Genomic DNA, 16,673 nt, shown 5'->3' with positions numbered 1-16,673 from the left:
CCCTCAAACACCACCGGCGCCAACTGCGCCCGCGCCGCATACAACGCCGCGGTATACCCAGCAGGACCCGAACCAATGATGATCACGTCATGCACAGTGTCGGCGGTCATGAAAACCTTTCAAGCGATCGTCTCTGGATCTCTGTCAACGCCAGCGTGGGTACGCCTGTTCCCGGGTGTGTCGCACCACCCATGGCACCACATTAGGGGCGGGGGACCTGGGTGTTGGCCAGGAGTCCCGTGTCGGCGGCACTGCAGTTCGGGGAGACCGCGTAGACGGCCAGCATGTGGGGGCTGTCGCCGGGTATCACCAGGACGACGCCGGGGCGGGCGTTGATCTCGACCGGCCGCGCGCCCAGGACCTGCGTGGACGCGGGATAGCCGAGGCCGGTGAGGCAGGAGGCGCGCCGCGCCGGGTCGCTGAGCGTGCCGTAATCGGGGCTGCGGTCGAGCAGGCCCAGGATTTCGTGCTGCGAAAGCGGGACCTCCATCGGCGGCGTCGACACGGTGATGTGCTGGACGTCGTCGGGGGTGGCTGGGGCGGTTTCGGGAGCGTGCAGGAGCGCGACCGTACCGAAGCCGATCGCGGCGAGCACCGCGCACAGGCCGGCGACCGCGGCGATGGTCCGGGCCGGGCGGATGTGGGGGCGGGCGGAGTGCACGGCCGGGCCGGCCGCTTCGCGAGAAGCGGGCTCGGCCGAGCGGAGCGCTGCGGAGATTCGGGCGGCCACCTCGGGGGGAGGGTCGGGTGCCGCACCCGGGTCGGCGCCGACGGCGGCGACGTCATGCCGGACCTGGTTCAGGGCGCCCAGCACGCCGGCGGCTTGCGGGTCGGCGCGGACTTGCCGGCGGACGCGGGCGGCGGACTCGTCGTCCAGGATGCCGGCCTGCAGATCGGCGAGGAGATCGACGGTCAGCGCCGGCTCTGATCCCGGGTTGCGGTCACTCGCCGCGTCGTCGTCCGCTGCATCCATCGGACCCAGTGTCCGTCATGCACGCACCGATCGCCACGAACGGCACCGCCGGGGCGGCCGCCCGTCGGGTGGGTCAGGCCTGGCCGGTGGCGGCGTCGGGCAGGGCGTGGGCGCCGGCGTTGAGGTAGCCCAGCAGCTCGGCGAGCCGAACGCGGCCGCGTGCACAGCGGCTTTTGATCGTCCCTTCGGCGACACCGAGCAACCGGGCGGTGTCGGCGACCGAGTAGCCCTGCATGTCGACGGCGACCACCGCGGCCCGTTGCTCGACGGGAAGGCGCATCAAGGCGCGCTGCACCGCCATCGTGGTCTCGACCTGAGCCGTCCGATCGGCCACCGGATAGATGTCTTCCAGCGGCACGGTCGGGTGGGCCTTGGTGCGGCGTAGCCGGTCCAGACAGGCGTTCACGACGATGCGGTGCAGCCAGCTGCCGACGGCGGCGTCGTGGCGGAACGCGCCGGCACCGCGGTGCGCCGAGAGCATGGCGTCTTGCAGCGCGTCCTCCGCGTCCTCGGGGCTGCGGGTGGTCAGTCGGGCCAGCCGGTGCAGGTGCCGCTGATGCCGGCGGAACAGCTCGCTGAACGCGTAGCGATCGCCGGCCACGTGGGCCGCCAGCAGCTCGGCGTCACTGCGCTCGTGCTTGGCGTTCCTCCCGAAGCCCACGGCCGGACAGTAACCAATTGCGTATGACGCGGCACTTCACGTGCGGGGTTCGTGTGAGTGGTCGGGACGCGCCCGGATCAGGACGCGGCCTGGACCGTGATCTCCGAAAAGCCGGCCTGGCTCTTGCCGCTGGTGGATCCCAGTGTGGAGATCCACACCAGCAGATTCGACGTCGGCGCGCCGGCCTTGACCGGGATCACGTTGTGGCCGGGCTTGAGCGTGAAGGCCGGGGCCAGCACGGTGGTGTCGTTGAGGCTGGACGGCGAAGGCGAGGATGCCGCGCGGATCTCGACCTTGGTTCCGCTGCTGGGCGTGTCGATGCTGACTTGGCCGATCACGGTGGGGCTGGGCAGCTGCAAGATCAGCCCCTCACCCTGCTTGAAGCTGGGGAAGGGGACAGCGTCGGTGTAGACCTCGGTCGCCCAGGCCGTCGTGGGGTCGCCGTCGATGGCCTGGCCCGCGGTCCCGGCGTTGTCGGCGTCGCCGTCGGGGGAGAAGACCGTGGCCTTGGTTGGTTTGACGACGCTGCCCGCCGCCGCGGACGGGGCGCTCGACGATGCCGAGGCGGACGACGACGAAGGGCTGTTGAGTCCGAGCTCGTCCTTGTTGAGGCCGCCGCCGACGTTGCCGAAGATCTTGCTCACGATCGACGCCAGCACCAGCAGGGCCACCACGATGACGGCAAGGCCGGCCGCGCCCCCGATGATCAGATTGCGTCGCCGGCGGGCGAACGCCGCCTGATCCTGACCGGTTGAGAGCAGAGCCGTCGACGGCGAGGGTGAATCGTCGATAGGTCCGAGCACCTCGGTGCGGTCGGCGACCGCGGTGGCTTGCTGAAGCAGGTTTAAAAGCGTTGAGGCGCTGCGTATCCCGCCGTCCTCCTGGACGGCTCGGACGGCGACAGCGGAGATCTGGAACGGGATGTCGCGGTCGACGGACATGGGTTCGACGGGATTACCCGAGGAGTCGCGCTCGGCCGCCGCGAGCCCGCTGCGCACCCCGCTCTCCAGGATGGGCCACCGATTGACCAGCAGGGCGTAGAGCGCGGCGCCGATGCCGCGGATGTCGTCCTGCGGGTTGGCGTCGGGCATGGTCGCCGGGTAGGCCAGCACGACGTCGCCCTCGATGCTGACCCGCACCCGGCTGGGGTGGTCGATCGACAGGGCGACGCCGGCGCGGTGGGCGGCGTCGGCGGCTGCTGCCAGAGACTGCATGGCCCGCACGGCGCCCACCGGTGAAGGTGCGGTGTCGGCGACCTCCTGCAGCGAGCCACCCCGAATCCACTCCGAGACCACCAGGCCGCCCGAACCGGTGTGCACGACGTCGAGAACGCGGGCGATACCGGGTTTGTCGATGCGGCTGAGCCGCAGGGTCCGCGACAGGATCTCCTGCAGGACCTCGTCGGGCAGGGCACCGTCGGGGTCGACGAAGGTCAGCGCCACCTGTCGGTCCAGGGCGGTGTCCAGCGCCTGCCAGAACTGCAGGGGTGGCGCGCCGCCGTGGAACACCAGCAGGCGATACCGTCCGCCGGCGATCCGGGCGCCCGGCACCAGGTGCACGTCGTCTTTCGCGGCGTCCGCCGAACGCTCGCGCGGCGCTTCGAAGGGGGTGGGTGCGCGCCGGGATTCGCCGGGCACATCGCCCTTGGCCTGGCCGGACGGGCGCGGGACGGGCCGTTGGGGCTCGTCGGCCGGGATGTCGGGGTGGAAGTCGTCGGCGACCGGCCGCGGCAGCGGAGTACCTGAACCTGCGCCAGGTCCAGCGCTGGGGGATGCGCTCTCCATCGGGCGGTCGGTCACCTCCGGTCCTTTCGCTAGCCGGGCTCGGTTTGCCCGCTCCGGAGGCCTGCGCCGGATCGGCTCCTGGACCGCATTTACCCCAGGCGGGGAAGAATTCCTCTGCTCAGGGTACGTGACCGGGCGCCGGTGAGACGATCGATCCTTCGCACTTGGTCTGCGCGGGCGCGGCCCGCGCCCCGTGATGCGGTAGCGGAGGGCATCCAGCGCCGCCCGCGCCTCGGGGACCTGCGCGCGCAGCATGACCGCGGCCGTGATGGGCAACATGATCAGCCCTAGGACGAACAGGCGAAGCAGAGAACCGGCGCCGCCGTGCTCGGTCAGCTGGTCCAGCCCCAGCAGCCGGTCGACGACGTGTGCGATCAACCCGGCCAGCATCGACGCGGTGAGCGTCACCAGGATGGTTCTGACCTCGCCGACGCCGAGCAGGTGGCCACCCGCCGGCAGCAGGGCGCGTCGCAGCAGTACGTAGCCGACGACCGCGCCGGCGAGGAATCCGACGCCGTTTGCCAGCCCCAGGAAGCCGGCCACCAGCTTGGGGTCGTCGGTGAGGTGCGGGGCCAGCACCGAGCCCAGGATTTTGACGGCCGTGATGACGAGAATGATGACGATCGGCGTCCACGGCTGTTCCCGCGCGTAGAACACCCGCAGCTGCAGCAGCACCAGGCCGTAGGGGATCAGCGTGAACGCCGAGAGGGTGATCGCGGCGCCCAGGTAGCCGGCATCGACGTTTCCGAAATGGCCGTAGGCGAACAGGGCGCTGCCCATGGCGGGACCGCCGACGGTCATGAACGCCACGATCGGGATGAGCGTGATCAACGTCAGCCGGGTGGCCAGCGACAGGTCGCCCAGGACGGCCTGGGTGTCGTCGGCGGCGGCATTGCGGCTCAGCCGCGGCATTACCACGGTCAGCACCGTGACGCCGATCATCCCGAAGGGCAGCATCAGGACCAGCCAGGTGTAGTTGTAGATCGCGGGGCCGGACGCCGCAGCGGTGCTGGCGATCTGGTTGCCGACGACCAGGCCGAGCTGGCTGATCAGCACGTAGAGGACCATGGCGGCGGCCATGGTGCCGAAGCGCTTGAGCCGCTGGTCGATTCCCCACAGGGGGCGCAGGTCGACGCGCTGGCGCCGCAGCGCCACCAGCAGCAGGCCGGTTTGGGCGAACACGCCCAGCGTGGTGCCGATGGCGAGCACCAGCAGCTTGGCGTTGCCCATCCGGACGGGGTCGACCGACAGCTCACCGGGAACCAGTGCGTAGACCGCCAGGGTGATCAGCGCGACGACGTTGTTGACGACGGGCGCCCACGCCGTGGGCCCAAATACGTTGCGGGTGTTCAGGATCGCCATGAACACCGACGTCAGGCCGTAGGCGAGGACCTGGGGGAGCAGCAGATAGGCGAAGGCGACGGTGAGTGGCTCGTTGACTTGCGGGGCGCGGCCCAGCATCAGCCGCACCAACAGCGGCGCGGCGGCCACCGACAGCGCGGTGGCCACGATCAGCAGCGCCGTCGTCAATGTGACCAGGCGCCGCACGAACGCCGCGCCGCCGTCGGGATCGCTCTGCTCGGCGCGCGCCAACACCGGCACGAAGATCGCGGTGAACGTCGCCTCGAGCACCAGGGCGGCCACCAGGTTGGGCAGCTGATTGGCCACCGAGAACGCGCTGGACAACGCGGCGCCCAGGATCGCGGCCAGCAGCACCACGCGGGCGAAGCCGGTGAGCCGGCTGATCAACGTGGCGAAGGCCATCGCCCACGACCGCGAGACCAGCGCGGCGTCGGACAGCTCGGGGCGTCGACGATCGATCTCGGCGGCCACGGGCGGCAGCGGCCCGGTCGGCGGGGAGCCCGGCACCCGGGAACGCGGCGGCTCGGGCAGGCGGTGGTGGTGCGGTTCGGCCTGCCGATAGGCGGGGGTCATACTCGGTGCTCTTCTTCGGCCCGCCGGTCGGCGTCGTCGCGCGTCTCGCCGGATCCAGCGGCGTGCCGGGCATCGGGTGGGTCGGGACGGTCCAGGTCGGCGCGGTCGGGCTGCCCGCGGAAGCGGTGCCACAACCGCCGCCCGGCCAGTAGGACCAGCACCGCCGCGGCGGACAGCGTGATGGCGAACAGGACCTTGCCGTAGGCGTTGGAATGCACCGACAACCGCACCGGATCGCCCAGCCGCAGCCCGTCCGCGGTCCGCAGGGTCACGTCGACGGCGACGCGCTGGGTGAAGTTGACCTCGATCGGGATCCGCAGCGGCAGGTACCCCGGCGGCAATTCGATCTGACCGACGTCGGTGACGTTCATCCCCGGCGGCGCGTCGACGTGTAGCCGCACCCGGATCGGCACGGCCAGCCCGTTGTGCAGCGCCAGCGGCAGCGGGCTGTGCTCGGTGGCCAGCGTGTAGGAGCCGCCGGGGTTGACGATCGTGACGGCGGCGAACAGGTCGTTGATCGTTTTGCCGACGACCGCCAGGCGCTGCTGGGCCAGCCCGTTGCGGGTGTCGGGCGGTTCGGACTGGCTCAGCGCGCGCAGCATGTCCTCGCGCAGCGGCGCGGTGTACTGGACGCCGGTCAGCCCGGTGCGGTCGTCGGTCATCAGCGACGACGTCAACCCCCACAACCGGCCGACCTGACCGGTGATCCCGGCGGTGACGTCGTCATTGAACTGGCCGCGTGCGGACGCGTAGGTGCCGACTTCCTCGGGCGGTTCGGAGTGGGCTTGTGCAGCCTGGTTGGCCTCGGCGATCACGGCCGGGAGCGGGCGCGGCAGCGCCAGACCGGAGCGGATGGTGGTAGTCAGCGCCGTCAAGATGACTTGGGCGTCGTCGGCCTGCAGATTCCACGTCGTCGGCGGGACCAGGATCTGGGTGCGCGGGTCGTCGTGGCGCAGTGCGTGCCAGAAGATCGACCCCAGGGCGTCCTGGCGGCGCGCGGTCACCGAATCGTGGCCCAGCCGTACGGTCATGGACGAGTCCAAGTAGGTCGGCACGTCGGGGGCGGTGCCCGCGCCGGCCAGTGCAGCCCCGACGGCGGGGTCGAACGGCGCGACGGTGACCTGCGGGGCCAGCCGCCGGGGCGCGGTGTCGACGCGGGTCTCGGAGTCGGCGGCCGACAAGTCGGCGGCGGCGATCGCGACCGTGTTGTCGTTGCCGCTGAGCAACTTGACCGCGCGGCCGGTCAGCGGGCCGTCGGGCAGCAGCGTGGCGCCGCGCACCGAGGGGACGTCCAGGATCTTGTCGATGATGCCGTTGGCGCTCGTGGTGGCGATGGCGCTGAGACCGGGATCGTTGACCCGCTGCACGGCGTCCAGATCGGCTTGCGCGTAGGGGAGCGGGGTCACGCAGGTCCGGTGGGCCAGCGCGCGCAGGCGGTTCAGCCATTCGGCCGCGGTGGCCTGTCCGGCGCCCGGATGGGTTGGGGTGCCGGGCAGTTGCGCCGGGCCGTCCGGGGAATTGGATACGACATATCCGGCGGTCATCGCGTTGACGGTGACCAGCAGATCCGGGTCGATCGCCAGACAGAGTGCGCGGCCGACGGCGCCGTCGGGGTCGACGTCGTGACTGGTGGCGACCTCGGCCGAAGCCAGCAGGATATCGAGCCGGCCGCCGCTGGCCAACGAGGTGGCCAGGTCGTCGTCAACCAGCCGCACCGGGATAGTTCCCCCCGGCACACCGGGAGCCAGTCGCGGCCGGTCGGCCAGCGGCCAGAGCATGGTGATCAACACCGGTTTGGAGGTGTCGGGCGCGACAGCCGAGCCGACGTCGTCGGCGCGGTCGGGCGGCACCCCCACCGCGGGCAGCAGGAAACGCGCGTTGTCCAGCCGCGCGGGCGCGCCATAGTCCGGCGTGCCGTTCACGTTGACCAGCACGGGGTAGATGCCGGGCTGCTCCACTCCCAGCGACGGCTTGGTCAATGCCCGCAGTGGGGCCGACAGGGTGAAGCCGACTTCCTGCCCGCGCTGCAGCTCGGGAGCCACCGTGAGGAAATCCGCCGCGGGCTGGTACCCGTCGGTGTCGCCGTCCAGGGTGGTGCGTAACCCCGCGGAGGCGGTGATCGCGCCGGCGTGCTCGAGCCGGACCATGACGTCGCGGACCGGGCGGTCGCCGATGTTGGACACCATGCCGGTGACGGTCACGACGGGCGGACTGGTCGTGGTGACCACATCCGGGGTGACCTGATCGATGCGGACGCGGACAAACGGCGTCACCCCGGGCTCGCCGGCGGCCGCGCGGGGAATCACCGGCCCGGTGAGTACCGCGATTCCGGCCACGATGGCGAGCACGGCGGCGATGCGCGCCAGGCCGGCCCAACGCAGACGCGGAGCTGTCACGGCCCCGGTCCGTGGCCGTTCTTCCGGCTCGCGGCCGGTTTGTCAGAATGCCGGGCCCGCGAGTGCGTCTGCGGGCGGCGCCGCGGCGAACTGGGCGGCAGCGGCGGCAGCGAGGCCGGGCCGTCGTTTTGCAGCTTGTCGATCAGCTCGTCGGCCACGCGGGCCAGGCGGCGTTCGTCGGCGTAGGCCAGCTTCGACGGCAGCTCGTGCATTGGTACCCAAGCGACCTCGGCGACTTCGAGGTCCTCGTCGGACAGCTCGCCACCGGAGAAGCTCATTAAGTAGTGGTGCACGGTCTTGTGCACGCGGCGGCCGTCGGTGACGAACCAATAGTCGATGCGGCCCAGTGCGGCCAGCACGCTGCCGCGGATGCCGGTCTCCTCGGCTACTTCTCTGATAGCGGTCTGTTCGGCGGTCTCGCCGAGTTCGATGTGCCCCTTGGGCAGCGACCACAGCATCCGCCCGCGGCGGTCGATGCGCCCGATCAGGGCGGCGACCTGCGACTCGCGCGGCCCGTCGAGACCGTCGATGACCAGCCCCCCGGCGGACGTTTCGTGGACGGTGCGCAACTGATCCGGTCCGCGGCGAGTCGCCCGGGGTCGGCGCGATTTGGTGGCCGTCGAGTCGCCGGTCGCCTGATCGGTGGTCTGATTCTCGGAGGGAGTCGCGGCGCCTCGGCCACGACGGCGCCCCCGGCGCCGACGTCGTTTGCCTTGTTCGCCGTCCGACACCCAAGCGATAGTAGCTGGCACGGCATATTCTCCTGGAGATACTCGCCGCGGGGTAGTGGGCGAGGTCGAGACGCAATGCGTCTCGTTAGATCGGGCCTATCGCGTGGGCGACGATAAAAGCCGGGATGAAGATCAGCACGGAGATTGGTCCTGACAGGCTGCCAATCATCATTCCGCGGCCTACTTGCCCCAACCTGCCTGGCGCCCTCGCGATCAAGGCACTGATGCCGACGTAAACCAGCGTTATGGGGAGAACCACGAATACGAAGGGCCACATCGGCAGAACAAACAGCCACGTGACGAGATCGACCACAAGCACGTGGACCATGGCCACCGCAAAAGTCAGCGGCGCGTATCGATCGTTGCGCGTGCCGGCGAAAGGGTTTTCAGTCATCGCATGCCTTCAGCGCAGGTTCAAGTAACCGAAAATCCCGGCGCCGATAATCACGACGCCTGAACAGCTCGCGATGCTCAAGGCAAAACCGCGCCGACGTGACGACGACGACGTGAGAAGCGCACCAGTGATGAGTGCACACTCCACGGTGGTGATGACTGTTGCGGCCAGTATCCAAGCGCGTTCGCCGCGGCCGCTCTCGGTTGCGAAAGGCCCCTTCCCCAACAACCACATATTTACGATCAGCAGCCCTATAACGCCTTGGACGACAAATGGTGCTGACAGCGTCGCCGTGCGCCAGGCGCGAGTATCGAATGCCGTAAAGGAGGGCATATTTCGTTGCTTCCTATCGCCAGGTGATCAGGATGGGACTGCTACTCCGCTTGGCAGCGGAGGAACGGAAGGGGGACGGGCTACTGGGCCGAATTCCGTCGGCGGCAACGGTGTGGGTATGTCGTATTGAAGATTCCAGGCCCCAGTGTCGAATGGGGCGAATGCTCTGCCACCGAGCGGACCGACATCGTGGTGGCGAAACAGGTTGGTGGCTGGACCCAATGATCTGGCCGATTGCGCCGGGTCGATCAACAATGTGCGGGTGCTGCCACCCGCGAAATCCTGATAAGCCTCCAACGACGGATAGTTGGTGCGTGTGCCATTCACCTGGACACCTTCCGGTCCCGGCGTGAACACAAGGTCGCCGTTGACGGTGATTGTGTGCCCCGCCAACGGCCCGTTGGGGTCGGTGGTAATGCTTGGCGCAAACGGATTGCCCGCGTCGTATTTGATGCGAACCGATCCGTCGGCTAACTGGGTCACGCTGCCTTTGGGCGTGCCGACCTTGACTGTGCCCGGCGCCCCGGTGGGAGTCTCTTCGACAGAGGGATTCTGACGCAGGATCACGATCCCATTTTCGTAGTCGATGTAGGTCGTTACCTTGGTGTCCTCGGGATCGAAACGTTGATCGGGTCCACGGTTGTTACCAAGGTCCCGGTTTCCAGACAGGGAACTCGTCACATCCCGCTGCTCGATCCATTGCGAGACACGAACTACTCCCTGCCCGGGCACCGAGCGAATCTTTACCACGCGGATCTCCGATTTAGTGCCCTTGAACTTCGGGTCATAAGTATGCGGATCCAGAGCTGCCGCAGTCTCCCAGTCGGCGGCCGACGTCGGTTCGCGGCCGAAGGCTTGTTTGAATGCCTCAATCTGATTCTGGCGACGTTGGTCCTGCGAGGGTGATTCTGGAACGTCGCTGTCAAGTGCCTGGATCGGCGGGTCGTATCCATCCTGCTTTCGGAGGTTGTTCATCGAACTGTGCAGCTGGCGAGCGTACCGATCACGGATCGCCGTCAAGTTGCGTAGCGACGCCTTCGTGTCGTCGATCGCATGCTTTTCGAGTCCGTTGATGTAGTGGTCCAGTAGCTGCCTCTCCGAGGCCGTTAACTGAGGATTCTTCTCCGACTCGACCGCCTCACCGATTTGATCGTCGAGACCTTGGAGCGCGCCTTCGAGCGACGAAATCTCGCCCTTTCCGGATCGTTGGGCCTCGGCCAGCGCCGCCGCGACGTTCTCCAGATCGGCACCGATTTTGGGCAGTTGAGCCGCTTGTAATCCGAGTGAGGTGGTGGCCCGCCGCACCTCAACCGAGTCATTGATCGGATTCTCGCCGTTCTCCTGCGTCCAAGCGTTATTGAACCGGCTCCGCGCCAGGTTGAATGCGGCTTCGCTTCTCCCGTGGATCGTCCGGCGTCATGAAACGCTGTTGCGAGGCTCGAGATCTGGGCCGGTCGGCCGCCCTGCAATGTGCCGTTGATCTTCCACGGATCCCCGCCCGCGAACATGATCACTGCGGTCTTGCTTATGTATCGGAGATGCACCGCACCGTCCCGCCGTTCACCCTTCTTGTCGCACGTAACGCTACTGACGCCCCGCGACGGGTCAATTCACCTTTAAGGACGTGCGAGCCTCCTCACACGGGCTTTTCGCCCACGGCCGACTAGGCTGATCGAACGTGCCAGACGCCGCCCAGGATGCCGACCTGCTGACCGCCGCAGCGGTCGCCCTCAACAGGCATGCGCCCATGCTGGCCGAGCTTGGCTCCGCGTTCGACGCCGCGGGCCACCAGGTCTACCTCGTCGGCGGTTCGGTACGGGATGCGTTGTTGGGCAGGTTGAGTCCTGATCTGGATTTCACCACGGACGCACGTCCCGAGCAGGTGCAACAAATCCTGCGGGGGTGGGCCGACAACCTGTGGGACACCGGGATCGAATTCGGCACCGTCGGGGTCGGCAAGGGCGACCACCGCTTGGAGATCACCACCTTTCGCGCGGACACCTATGACCAGGTGTCCCGGAATCCCGAGGTGCGCTTCGGCGATCGCCTGGAGGACGATCTGGTGCGCCGTGATTTCACGGCCAACGCGATGGCCGTGCGTATCACCCCAGAGGGGCCCGGCGAGTTCCTCGATCCCCTAGGGGGTTTGGCGGCGCTGCGGGCGCGGGTGCTGGACACCCCCGCCGCCCCGGAGGTGTCTTTCGGCGACGACCCGTTGCGGATGCTGCGCGCGGCGCGGTTCGTCTCGCAGCTGGGTTTCACCGTCGCACCGCGAGTGCGCGAGGCGATCGATCGCATGGCGCCGCAGCTGTCTCGGATCAGCGCCGAGCGGGTGGCCACCGAATTGGACAAGCTGGTGCTCGGCGACGATCCGACGGCCGGCATCGATCTGGTGGTACAGACCGGCATGGGTGAGGTGGTGCTGCCCGAGGTCGGCGGCATGCAGATGGCCATTGACGAACACCATCAGCACAAGGATGTCTATCAACATTCGCTGACGGTGCTGCGCCAGGCGATCGCGCTGGAAGACGACGGCCCTGACTTGGTGCTGCGCTGGGCCGCGCTGCTGCACGACATCGGCAAGCCCGCCACCCGGCGCCACGAGGCCAACGGCGGCGTGAGCTTTCACCACCACGAGGTCGTCGGCGCCAAGATGGTGCGAAAGCGGTTGCGCGCGTTGAAGTATTCGAAGCAGATGGTCGAGGACATCTCCCAACTGGTGTACCTGCATTTGCGGTTCCACGGCTATGGCGACGGCAAGTGGACCGATTCCGCGGTGCGCCGCTATGTCACCGACGCCGGTCCGCTGCTGCCACGACTGCACAAGCTGGTGCGGGCCGACTGCACGACCCGCAACAAGCGCCGGGCCGCGCGACTGCAGGCCAGTTACGACCGGCTCGAGGCGCGGATCGCCGAGCTGGCCGCCCGGGAGGATCTGGCGCGCGTGCGTCCCGATCTGGATGGCAACCAAATCATGGAGCTGCTCGGCATCCCGGCCGGGCCGCAAGTCGGGGAGGCGTGGCGGTTTTTGAAGGAGCTGCGGCTCGAACGTGGGCCGTTGGACAACGACGAGGCGACCGCGGAACTGTTGGCGTGGTGGCGGTCTCGGGGGAACGACTAGCGGCAGCCGCGCGTCCGAGTACGCATGGATTACTGTCTCGCCGGCGACAACGGCGCCGCCATTTGGCATGGGCAACCGGATCTCGATCTGGATCATGACGGCCGCTTCGAATCGATCGGACTGGATTTCGACAACGACGGACTGCGCGATGACGCACTCGCGGATCTCGACGGCGACGGCCTCGTTGATCACGCCGTGCTGGACCTCGACAACGACGGCACCCCCGAGGCCTACTTCACCGACGACGGATCCGGGACGTGGGCGGTGGCCATGGACCGCGGCGGCCAGCTGCGCTGGTTCGGCCTCGACGGTGTCGAACACACCGGTGGCCCGCTGGTCGACTTCGACGGGCACGGACGCCCGGACGCCCGTCTCGTCGATACCGACGGCAACGGCCTCGCCGACCGCGTTCTGCGGTCCGACGAAAACGGCGTGACCGGGTACGTCGACACCGACGGCGACGGCAAATGGAACGTCCGGCTGACCGACTCCGACGGTGACGGTCTCGCTGACGGCGCGAGCCCCCTGTGAGGCGTGGCTGACGTAGCCGCCGCTTCGATGTTATTGCGCTACTTAACTATTCCGTTCCTCGTGGCCGAGGCCGGTGGGGATCCGTGGTCGGTCAATACCAGCTTGCAAGCCGGCCGCCCGGCGCAGATCTCGGCCCTAGCGCAGGCCTTCCGTGACGCCGGGGTAAGCACCGCCGAGGCAGTCCACGCTTTTGAGGCAGCCCAGCGCCGGTTCGAGGCGGCGTGGAATCACCAAAACGGCGCGCACCCGTTCAGCGATGCGGCCGAGGTGCAGCGGGTAACTCGGTCGCTCGACTTGCAAGCTACGCAATTGCCGCGGATAGCAATCGATTTGGAGAACATCGCCGCCGCGCTGGCCGAGGCGCAGCGAACCTCCGAGTGGTACCTCGGCGCGCTGGAGTACGACCTCGAAGCCATCGACGACGAAATGTGCGAGGCGTTGGCCGACGAGTGCCCGGTTGAGGATCTGCGCGCGGAGGCGGTCGTGGAGACGAGGGCAATAGTGTTCTGGCTCAGCCAGATCCGTGAGCGGTATTCGAATTCCCTCGCGGCTGGTTTGGTGTCCTTGCGTGAGGATGGGGCAAACCCCGCCGAGATTCAAGGCGTCGACGAGTTGTCGATCCCGCCGCCGGACAGCAGCCCAGGGGCGGCTAAGAGATGGTGGGACTCGTTGAGCACTAATCAAAAGCAGCTATTGATCGATCAGCATCCGCATGAGCTGGGCAATCTCAACGGCATTCCGGCCGACGTGCGCGACACGGTCAACCAGGCGACGCTCAAGGATGACCTGCGCAAAGTCGAAAACGTCGCCCGTCAGCGCGGGCTGGATCCCTCGGCGCTCCGGGACAGCGCGCTCAACGATAGGGAGAGCGAGATCTTCACCAGTCCTGGCGATTACGGCCTATGTCCTACCGACATCACCCGATACCAGAACGCGGTGAAGACCAATGACTTCCTCGAGCGCGACAAACAATCCGACGCACCTACCATGCTGTGGGCGTACGACCCGCTGGCTTTCAACGGCAAGGGCAGGGCGGCGGTCGCGATCGGCAACCCGGACAAGTCGCGCAATACGGCGGTCGTCGTCCCGGGCACCAACAGCAGCGTGCGGGGAGGGTGGATGTCCGACGGGACGGACGACGCCATCAACCTCTACGAACAGTCATCGAAGGCCGACCCTGCGCATCCCACTGCGGTGTTGGCCTGGATGGGTTACGACGCACCCGAATTCGGCAATCCGCATTGGGAACAGGCCGTCACTGATCCATCGAAGTTGGAACAGGTCGGCACCCCGTGGCGGGCGCGGCAGGCGGGTGCGCTGCTGGCTGCCGACGTCAATGGTTTAAGCGCCACGCACGAGGGTCCAGCTCATGTCACCGTGCTCGGGCACTCCTACGGATCCACGACGGTGGCCGACGCGTTCGCCCATAGCGGCATGCGTGCCAATGACGCCGTGTTAACCGGCTGCCCGGGAACCGATTTGGCCCGCAGAGCCGCGGACTTTCATCTCGACGGCGGCAGGTTGTATGTTGGCGCCGCATCGACCGATGCGATCAGCTGGATAGGCGACTTGGGCAGCGGCCTTCCCAACGGGCTGAACGAGACGCTCGGCGGACCGGTGGGCCCCTTGGCCGGGCTTGGGGCCGACCCGGCCCATGCCGGTTTCGGGGCCGTGCGGTTTCGCGCCGAAGTCGCCGGCTCGCACAGCTTCTTGCCGTGGTTCACCGACCACTCGCACTACTACGACGTGGGCAGCGAAGCGCTGCACAATATGACCGAGATCGTCACCGGGCACGGCGACAGCCTGGCGGGTGAAGGCATGCTGGCGCCCGACCGAACCGCGGGGCGGCTCGCTATTCCTCTTCAGGTCCACACGCCGCTGGGGACGGTTTCGCTGCCGCATGTCGGGATCCAGCTGCCCGTCACCATCGACCCGGAATGGGATAGGCCGGCGCGCTCGGTCACCAACGGGCATGGGTTTCGGTGAATTGACCACCTGCGGGGCTGCATTTAGCCTGGTCAACAGATTTTGAGACTTGGAAGGAGTGCCGATGTTCGTCGATACGGAGCTACTGCACTCCGGGGGTAACCAGTCCCACCGCGCGGGTGGGCACGCCCAGGAGGGGGCGGATCAGCTGGCGGGCGGGACCGTGGCATCGGGGATGTTCGGAGACTTCGACGCGGCCAACGACTTTCACAGTGCGGTCGCCGCCGCGCACGGGCAGCACGTGAAAACTCTGCAGGGCCACAGTGAGACGCTGACCGGTGTCGGCACCAAGGCCCACCACGCGGCTACCGGATTCACCAATATGGATAGTCAGAACGCCGCTGAAATGCAGGCGCTGCGACCGAGTTCCGGTCCTTCAACGCAGAACGACTGAGCGAACGCCGGTGACGGAGGATCCGCATTCGAATCCTGGTGCCGGGCTGCCGGTAAGCCAGTGGGCACCGGGCTATCCCGCTCCGACTACGCGCCATTCACGAATGTGGCCTGCCATCGCGATGGGTGCGCTTGTTCTGGCTATGGTCTCGACGATGGTGGCGGTCATTGCGCTGGTGGTAGCTACGTCGCGGTCGTCGGGTTCGAGTTCCGCGCCTCCGTCGACCGCACCTACTTACAGCGCTGCTGAAGTCGCTGCGGCACATCAGAAGTTATGTGAGACATACAAGCTCGTAGCACGTGCGGTCCAGATCGAGACACACGGCAGCAGCCCTGAACGTGCAGGCATTGCGGAAGTGAATGGGGCGCTGATGTTGGAGGGTGCGGTGAATTCTGCTCCGGCGATGACACCTGGCGACCGGAATGCTGCCGCCGCACTGGCTGACACATACAAGAACATTGCTGCCGTGGCTAGTTTGAATGACTTTTCAATTTGGCAGCCGGCGCTGGACGACGCCAATGCGAAGGAAGCCGCGATGAAACAGGTGTGTAGTGGTGGATGACTTGCCGCCTGCGAGGTAGCGGTGATTGCTCGTTAGCCTTTTAGCTGCTCAACTATTGGAGCGAAGTATTCGGGAGACGGCCTCGAAAGCGCTTGCAACTATGAGGAGGACGTATGGTGGGGGATCTGCCTCCAGCTCCGGGGGAGGGGCCAACCATCGGCCACCCCAGTTCAATGCCGTGGGGCCCAGCTTTTCCCACGCAGCCGCCACCACGTCCACGGGCATGGGCAGCGATCGCCTTGGCCGCGATTGCCGCCCTGCTGGGCGCCGCAGCGCTCGTGGTCGCACTGACGCGGCCTACGAGTAATCAGCCAGAGGTCTCTTCAGCCACTTCGGCGACAGCTTCATATACCGCGGACCAAGCCGCAGCCGCACACCAACAGCTATGTGACACGTACAAGCTGGCCGCGCGCTCGGTCCAAATAGAGACAAATGGCAACGATCGGGCAGCGGCTGGTGTCGCCGGTGTTAACGCCGCAGTAATGCTCGAACAGGCAGTGAAGGCAGCTCCCGCGACCTCGCCTGGCGACCGAGCTGCCGCCTTGGCACTGGCAGCGGCGTACACCAAAGCGACGGCCATGGGAAGCTCGCTGCAGCGCGACGACCCCGTTTTCAGCGCGGAGGTCGATGATGTCAACGCTAAGGATGCTGCGATGAAGAAGGTATGCGGCGGCGGGTGACGTTCGTTAGTGCAGTGCCTGGATGATTGCCCACTGCTCGCTTAGCTGATCTACGAGTGGATGGCGTTCGAGGTTTCCTGCCAACGGGTGACACTCCAAACGCTGCGCAGTGAATTGCTTGGCGTCCGGTTGCCTGCTCCACTATTGATGGGAGGGAAGTTCGCCTGGACGATTTGCGTCGCCTCGCGTAGG

At 67.3% G+C, this 16,673-nt stretch carries 14 protein-coding genes and 1 pseudogene; 6 read left to right on the top strand and 9 right to left on the bottom strand.

From position 1 onward, the window contains the following. From A5688_RS27335 to A5688_RS11640, 9 genes and pseudogenes are all read right to left on the bottom strand, one after another. A partial coding sequence (locus A5688_RS27335; RefSeq protein ID WP_120312528.1) for an FAD-dependent oxidoreductase occupies nt 1–110 on the bottom strand: 110 nt, incomplete at its 3' end. Nucleotides 111–202: 92 nt separating this feature from the next. Continuing rightward, entirely contained in the window at nt 203–973 is a 771-nt protein-coding gene (locus tag A5688_RS11675; protein ID WP_067826764.1) for a hypothetical protein, read from the bottom strand. A 73-nt stretch (nt 974–1,046) separates the two neighbouring features. After that, nucleotides 1,047–1,634: an RNA polymerase sigma factor SigM gene (gene sigM, locus A5688_RS11670; RefSeq protein WP_067826760.1), complete on the bottom strand. Its 588-nt coding sequence runs from the start codon at nt 1,632–1,634 to the stop codon at nt 1,047–1,049. 77 nt (nt 1,635–1,711) lie between these two features. Beyond that, nucleotides 1,712–5,353: a murein biosynthesis integral membrane protein MurJ gene (locus A5688_RS11665; protein ID WP_242663204.1), complete on the bottom strand. Its 3,642-nt coding sequence runs from the start codon at nt 5,351–5,353 to the stop codon at nt 1,712–1,714. Beyond that, complete coding sequence (locus A5688_RS11660) at nt 5,350–7,749, bottom strand: hypothetical protein (protein ID WP_067909312.1); 2,400 nt, start codon at nt 7,747–7,749, stop codon at nt 5,350–5,352. The genes A5688_RS11665 and A5688_RS11660 overlap by 4 nt, the downstream gene beginning before the upstream one ends. After that, complete coding sequence (locus tag A5688_RS11655; protein WP_067909315.1) at nt 7,746–8,480, bottom strand: NUDIX hydrolase; 735 nt, start codon at nt 8,478–8,480, stop codon at nt 7,746–7,748. Before A5688_RS11655 ends, A5688_RS11660 begins: the two co-directional genes overlap by 4 nt. 85 nt (nt 8,481–8,565) lie before the next feature. Continuing rightward, nucleotides 8,566–8,793 carry a hypothetical protein gene (locus A5688_RS11650; protein WP_067909346.1) on the bottom strand — a complete coding sequence of 76 codons (228 nt, stop codon included), beginning with the start codon at nt 8,791–8,793 and terminating at the stop codon, nt 8,566–8,568. 90 nt (nt 8,794–8,883) lie between these two features. Then, a complete protein-coding gene (locus tag A5688_RS11645; protein ID WP_242660233.1) occupies nt 8,884–9,207 on the bottom strand; it encodes a hypothetical protein in 324 nt (107 codons plus the stop codon). A 27-nt stretch (nt 9,208–9,234) separates the two neighbouring features. Further along, nucleotides 9,235–10,715 (bottom strand): annotated as a pseudogene (locus tag A5688_RS11640) (hypothetical protein). Between the two features lie 170 nt (nt 10,716–10,885). Between A5688_RS11640 and A5688_RS11635 the strand changes: the two are divergent. From A5688_RS11635 to A5688_RS28435, 6 genes are all read left to right on the top strand, one after another. After that, nucleotides 10,886–12,328: a CCA tRNA nucleotidyltransferase gene (locus tag A5688_RS11635; RefSeq protein WP_067838396.1), complete on the top strand. Its 1,443-nt coding sequence runs from the start codon at nt 10,886–10,888 to the stop codon at nt 12,326–12,328. Between the two features lie 24 nt (nt 12,329–12,352). Continuing rightward, nucleotides 12,353–12,859 carry a pullulanase gene (locus A5688_RS11630; protein WP_067909318.1) on the top strand — a complete coding sequence of 169 codons (507 nt, stop codon included), beginning with the start codon at nt 12,353–12,355 and terminating at the stop codon, nt 12,857–12,859. A gap of 27 nt (nt 12,860–12,886) precedes the next feature. After that, a complete protein-coding gene (locus A5688_RS11625) occupies nt 12,887–14,845 on the top strand; it encodes an alpha/beta hydrolase (protein ID WP_067909321.1) in 1,959 nt (652 codons plus the stop codon). Nucleotides 14,846–14,909: 64 nt separating this feature from the next. Beyond that, entirely contained in the window at nt 14,910–15,239 is a 330-nt protein-coding gene (locus A5688_RS11620) for a DUF2563 family protein (RefSeq protein WP_067909324.1), read from the top strand. A 154-nt stretch (nt 15,240–15,393) separates the two neighbouring features. Beyond that, nucleotides 15,394–15,801, top strand: a complete 408-nt coding sequence (locus A5688_RS28555) for a hypothetical protein (RefSeq protein ID WP_207546648.1) — start codon at nt 15,394–15,396, stop codon at nt 15,799–15,801. A 482-nt stretch (nt 15,802–16,283) separates the two neighbouring features. Next, nucleotides 16,284–16,481, top strand: coding sequence for a hypothetical protein (locus A5688_RS28435; RefSeq protein ID WP_067838391.1), 198 nt, complete (start codon nt 16,284–16,286; stop codon nt 16,479–16,481). Nucleotides 16,482–16,673 lie beyond the last annotated feature (192 nt).

The sequence above is a fragment of the Mycobacterium mantenii genome, from assembly GCF_001667865.1.
GTDB classification, from domain to species: Bacteria; Actinomycetota; Actinomycetes; order Mycobacteriales; family Mycobacteriaceae; genus Mycobacterium; species Mycobacterium mantenii_A.
Note: the sequence above shows the minus strand (reverse complement) of the source record. Positions and strands in the feature narration are given on the sequence as shown.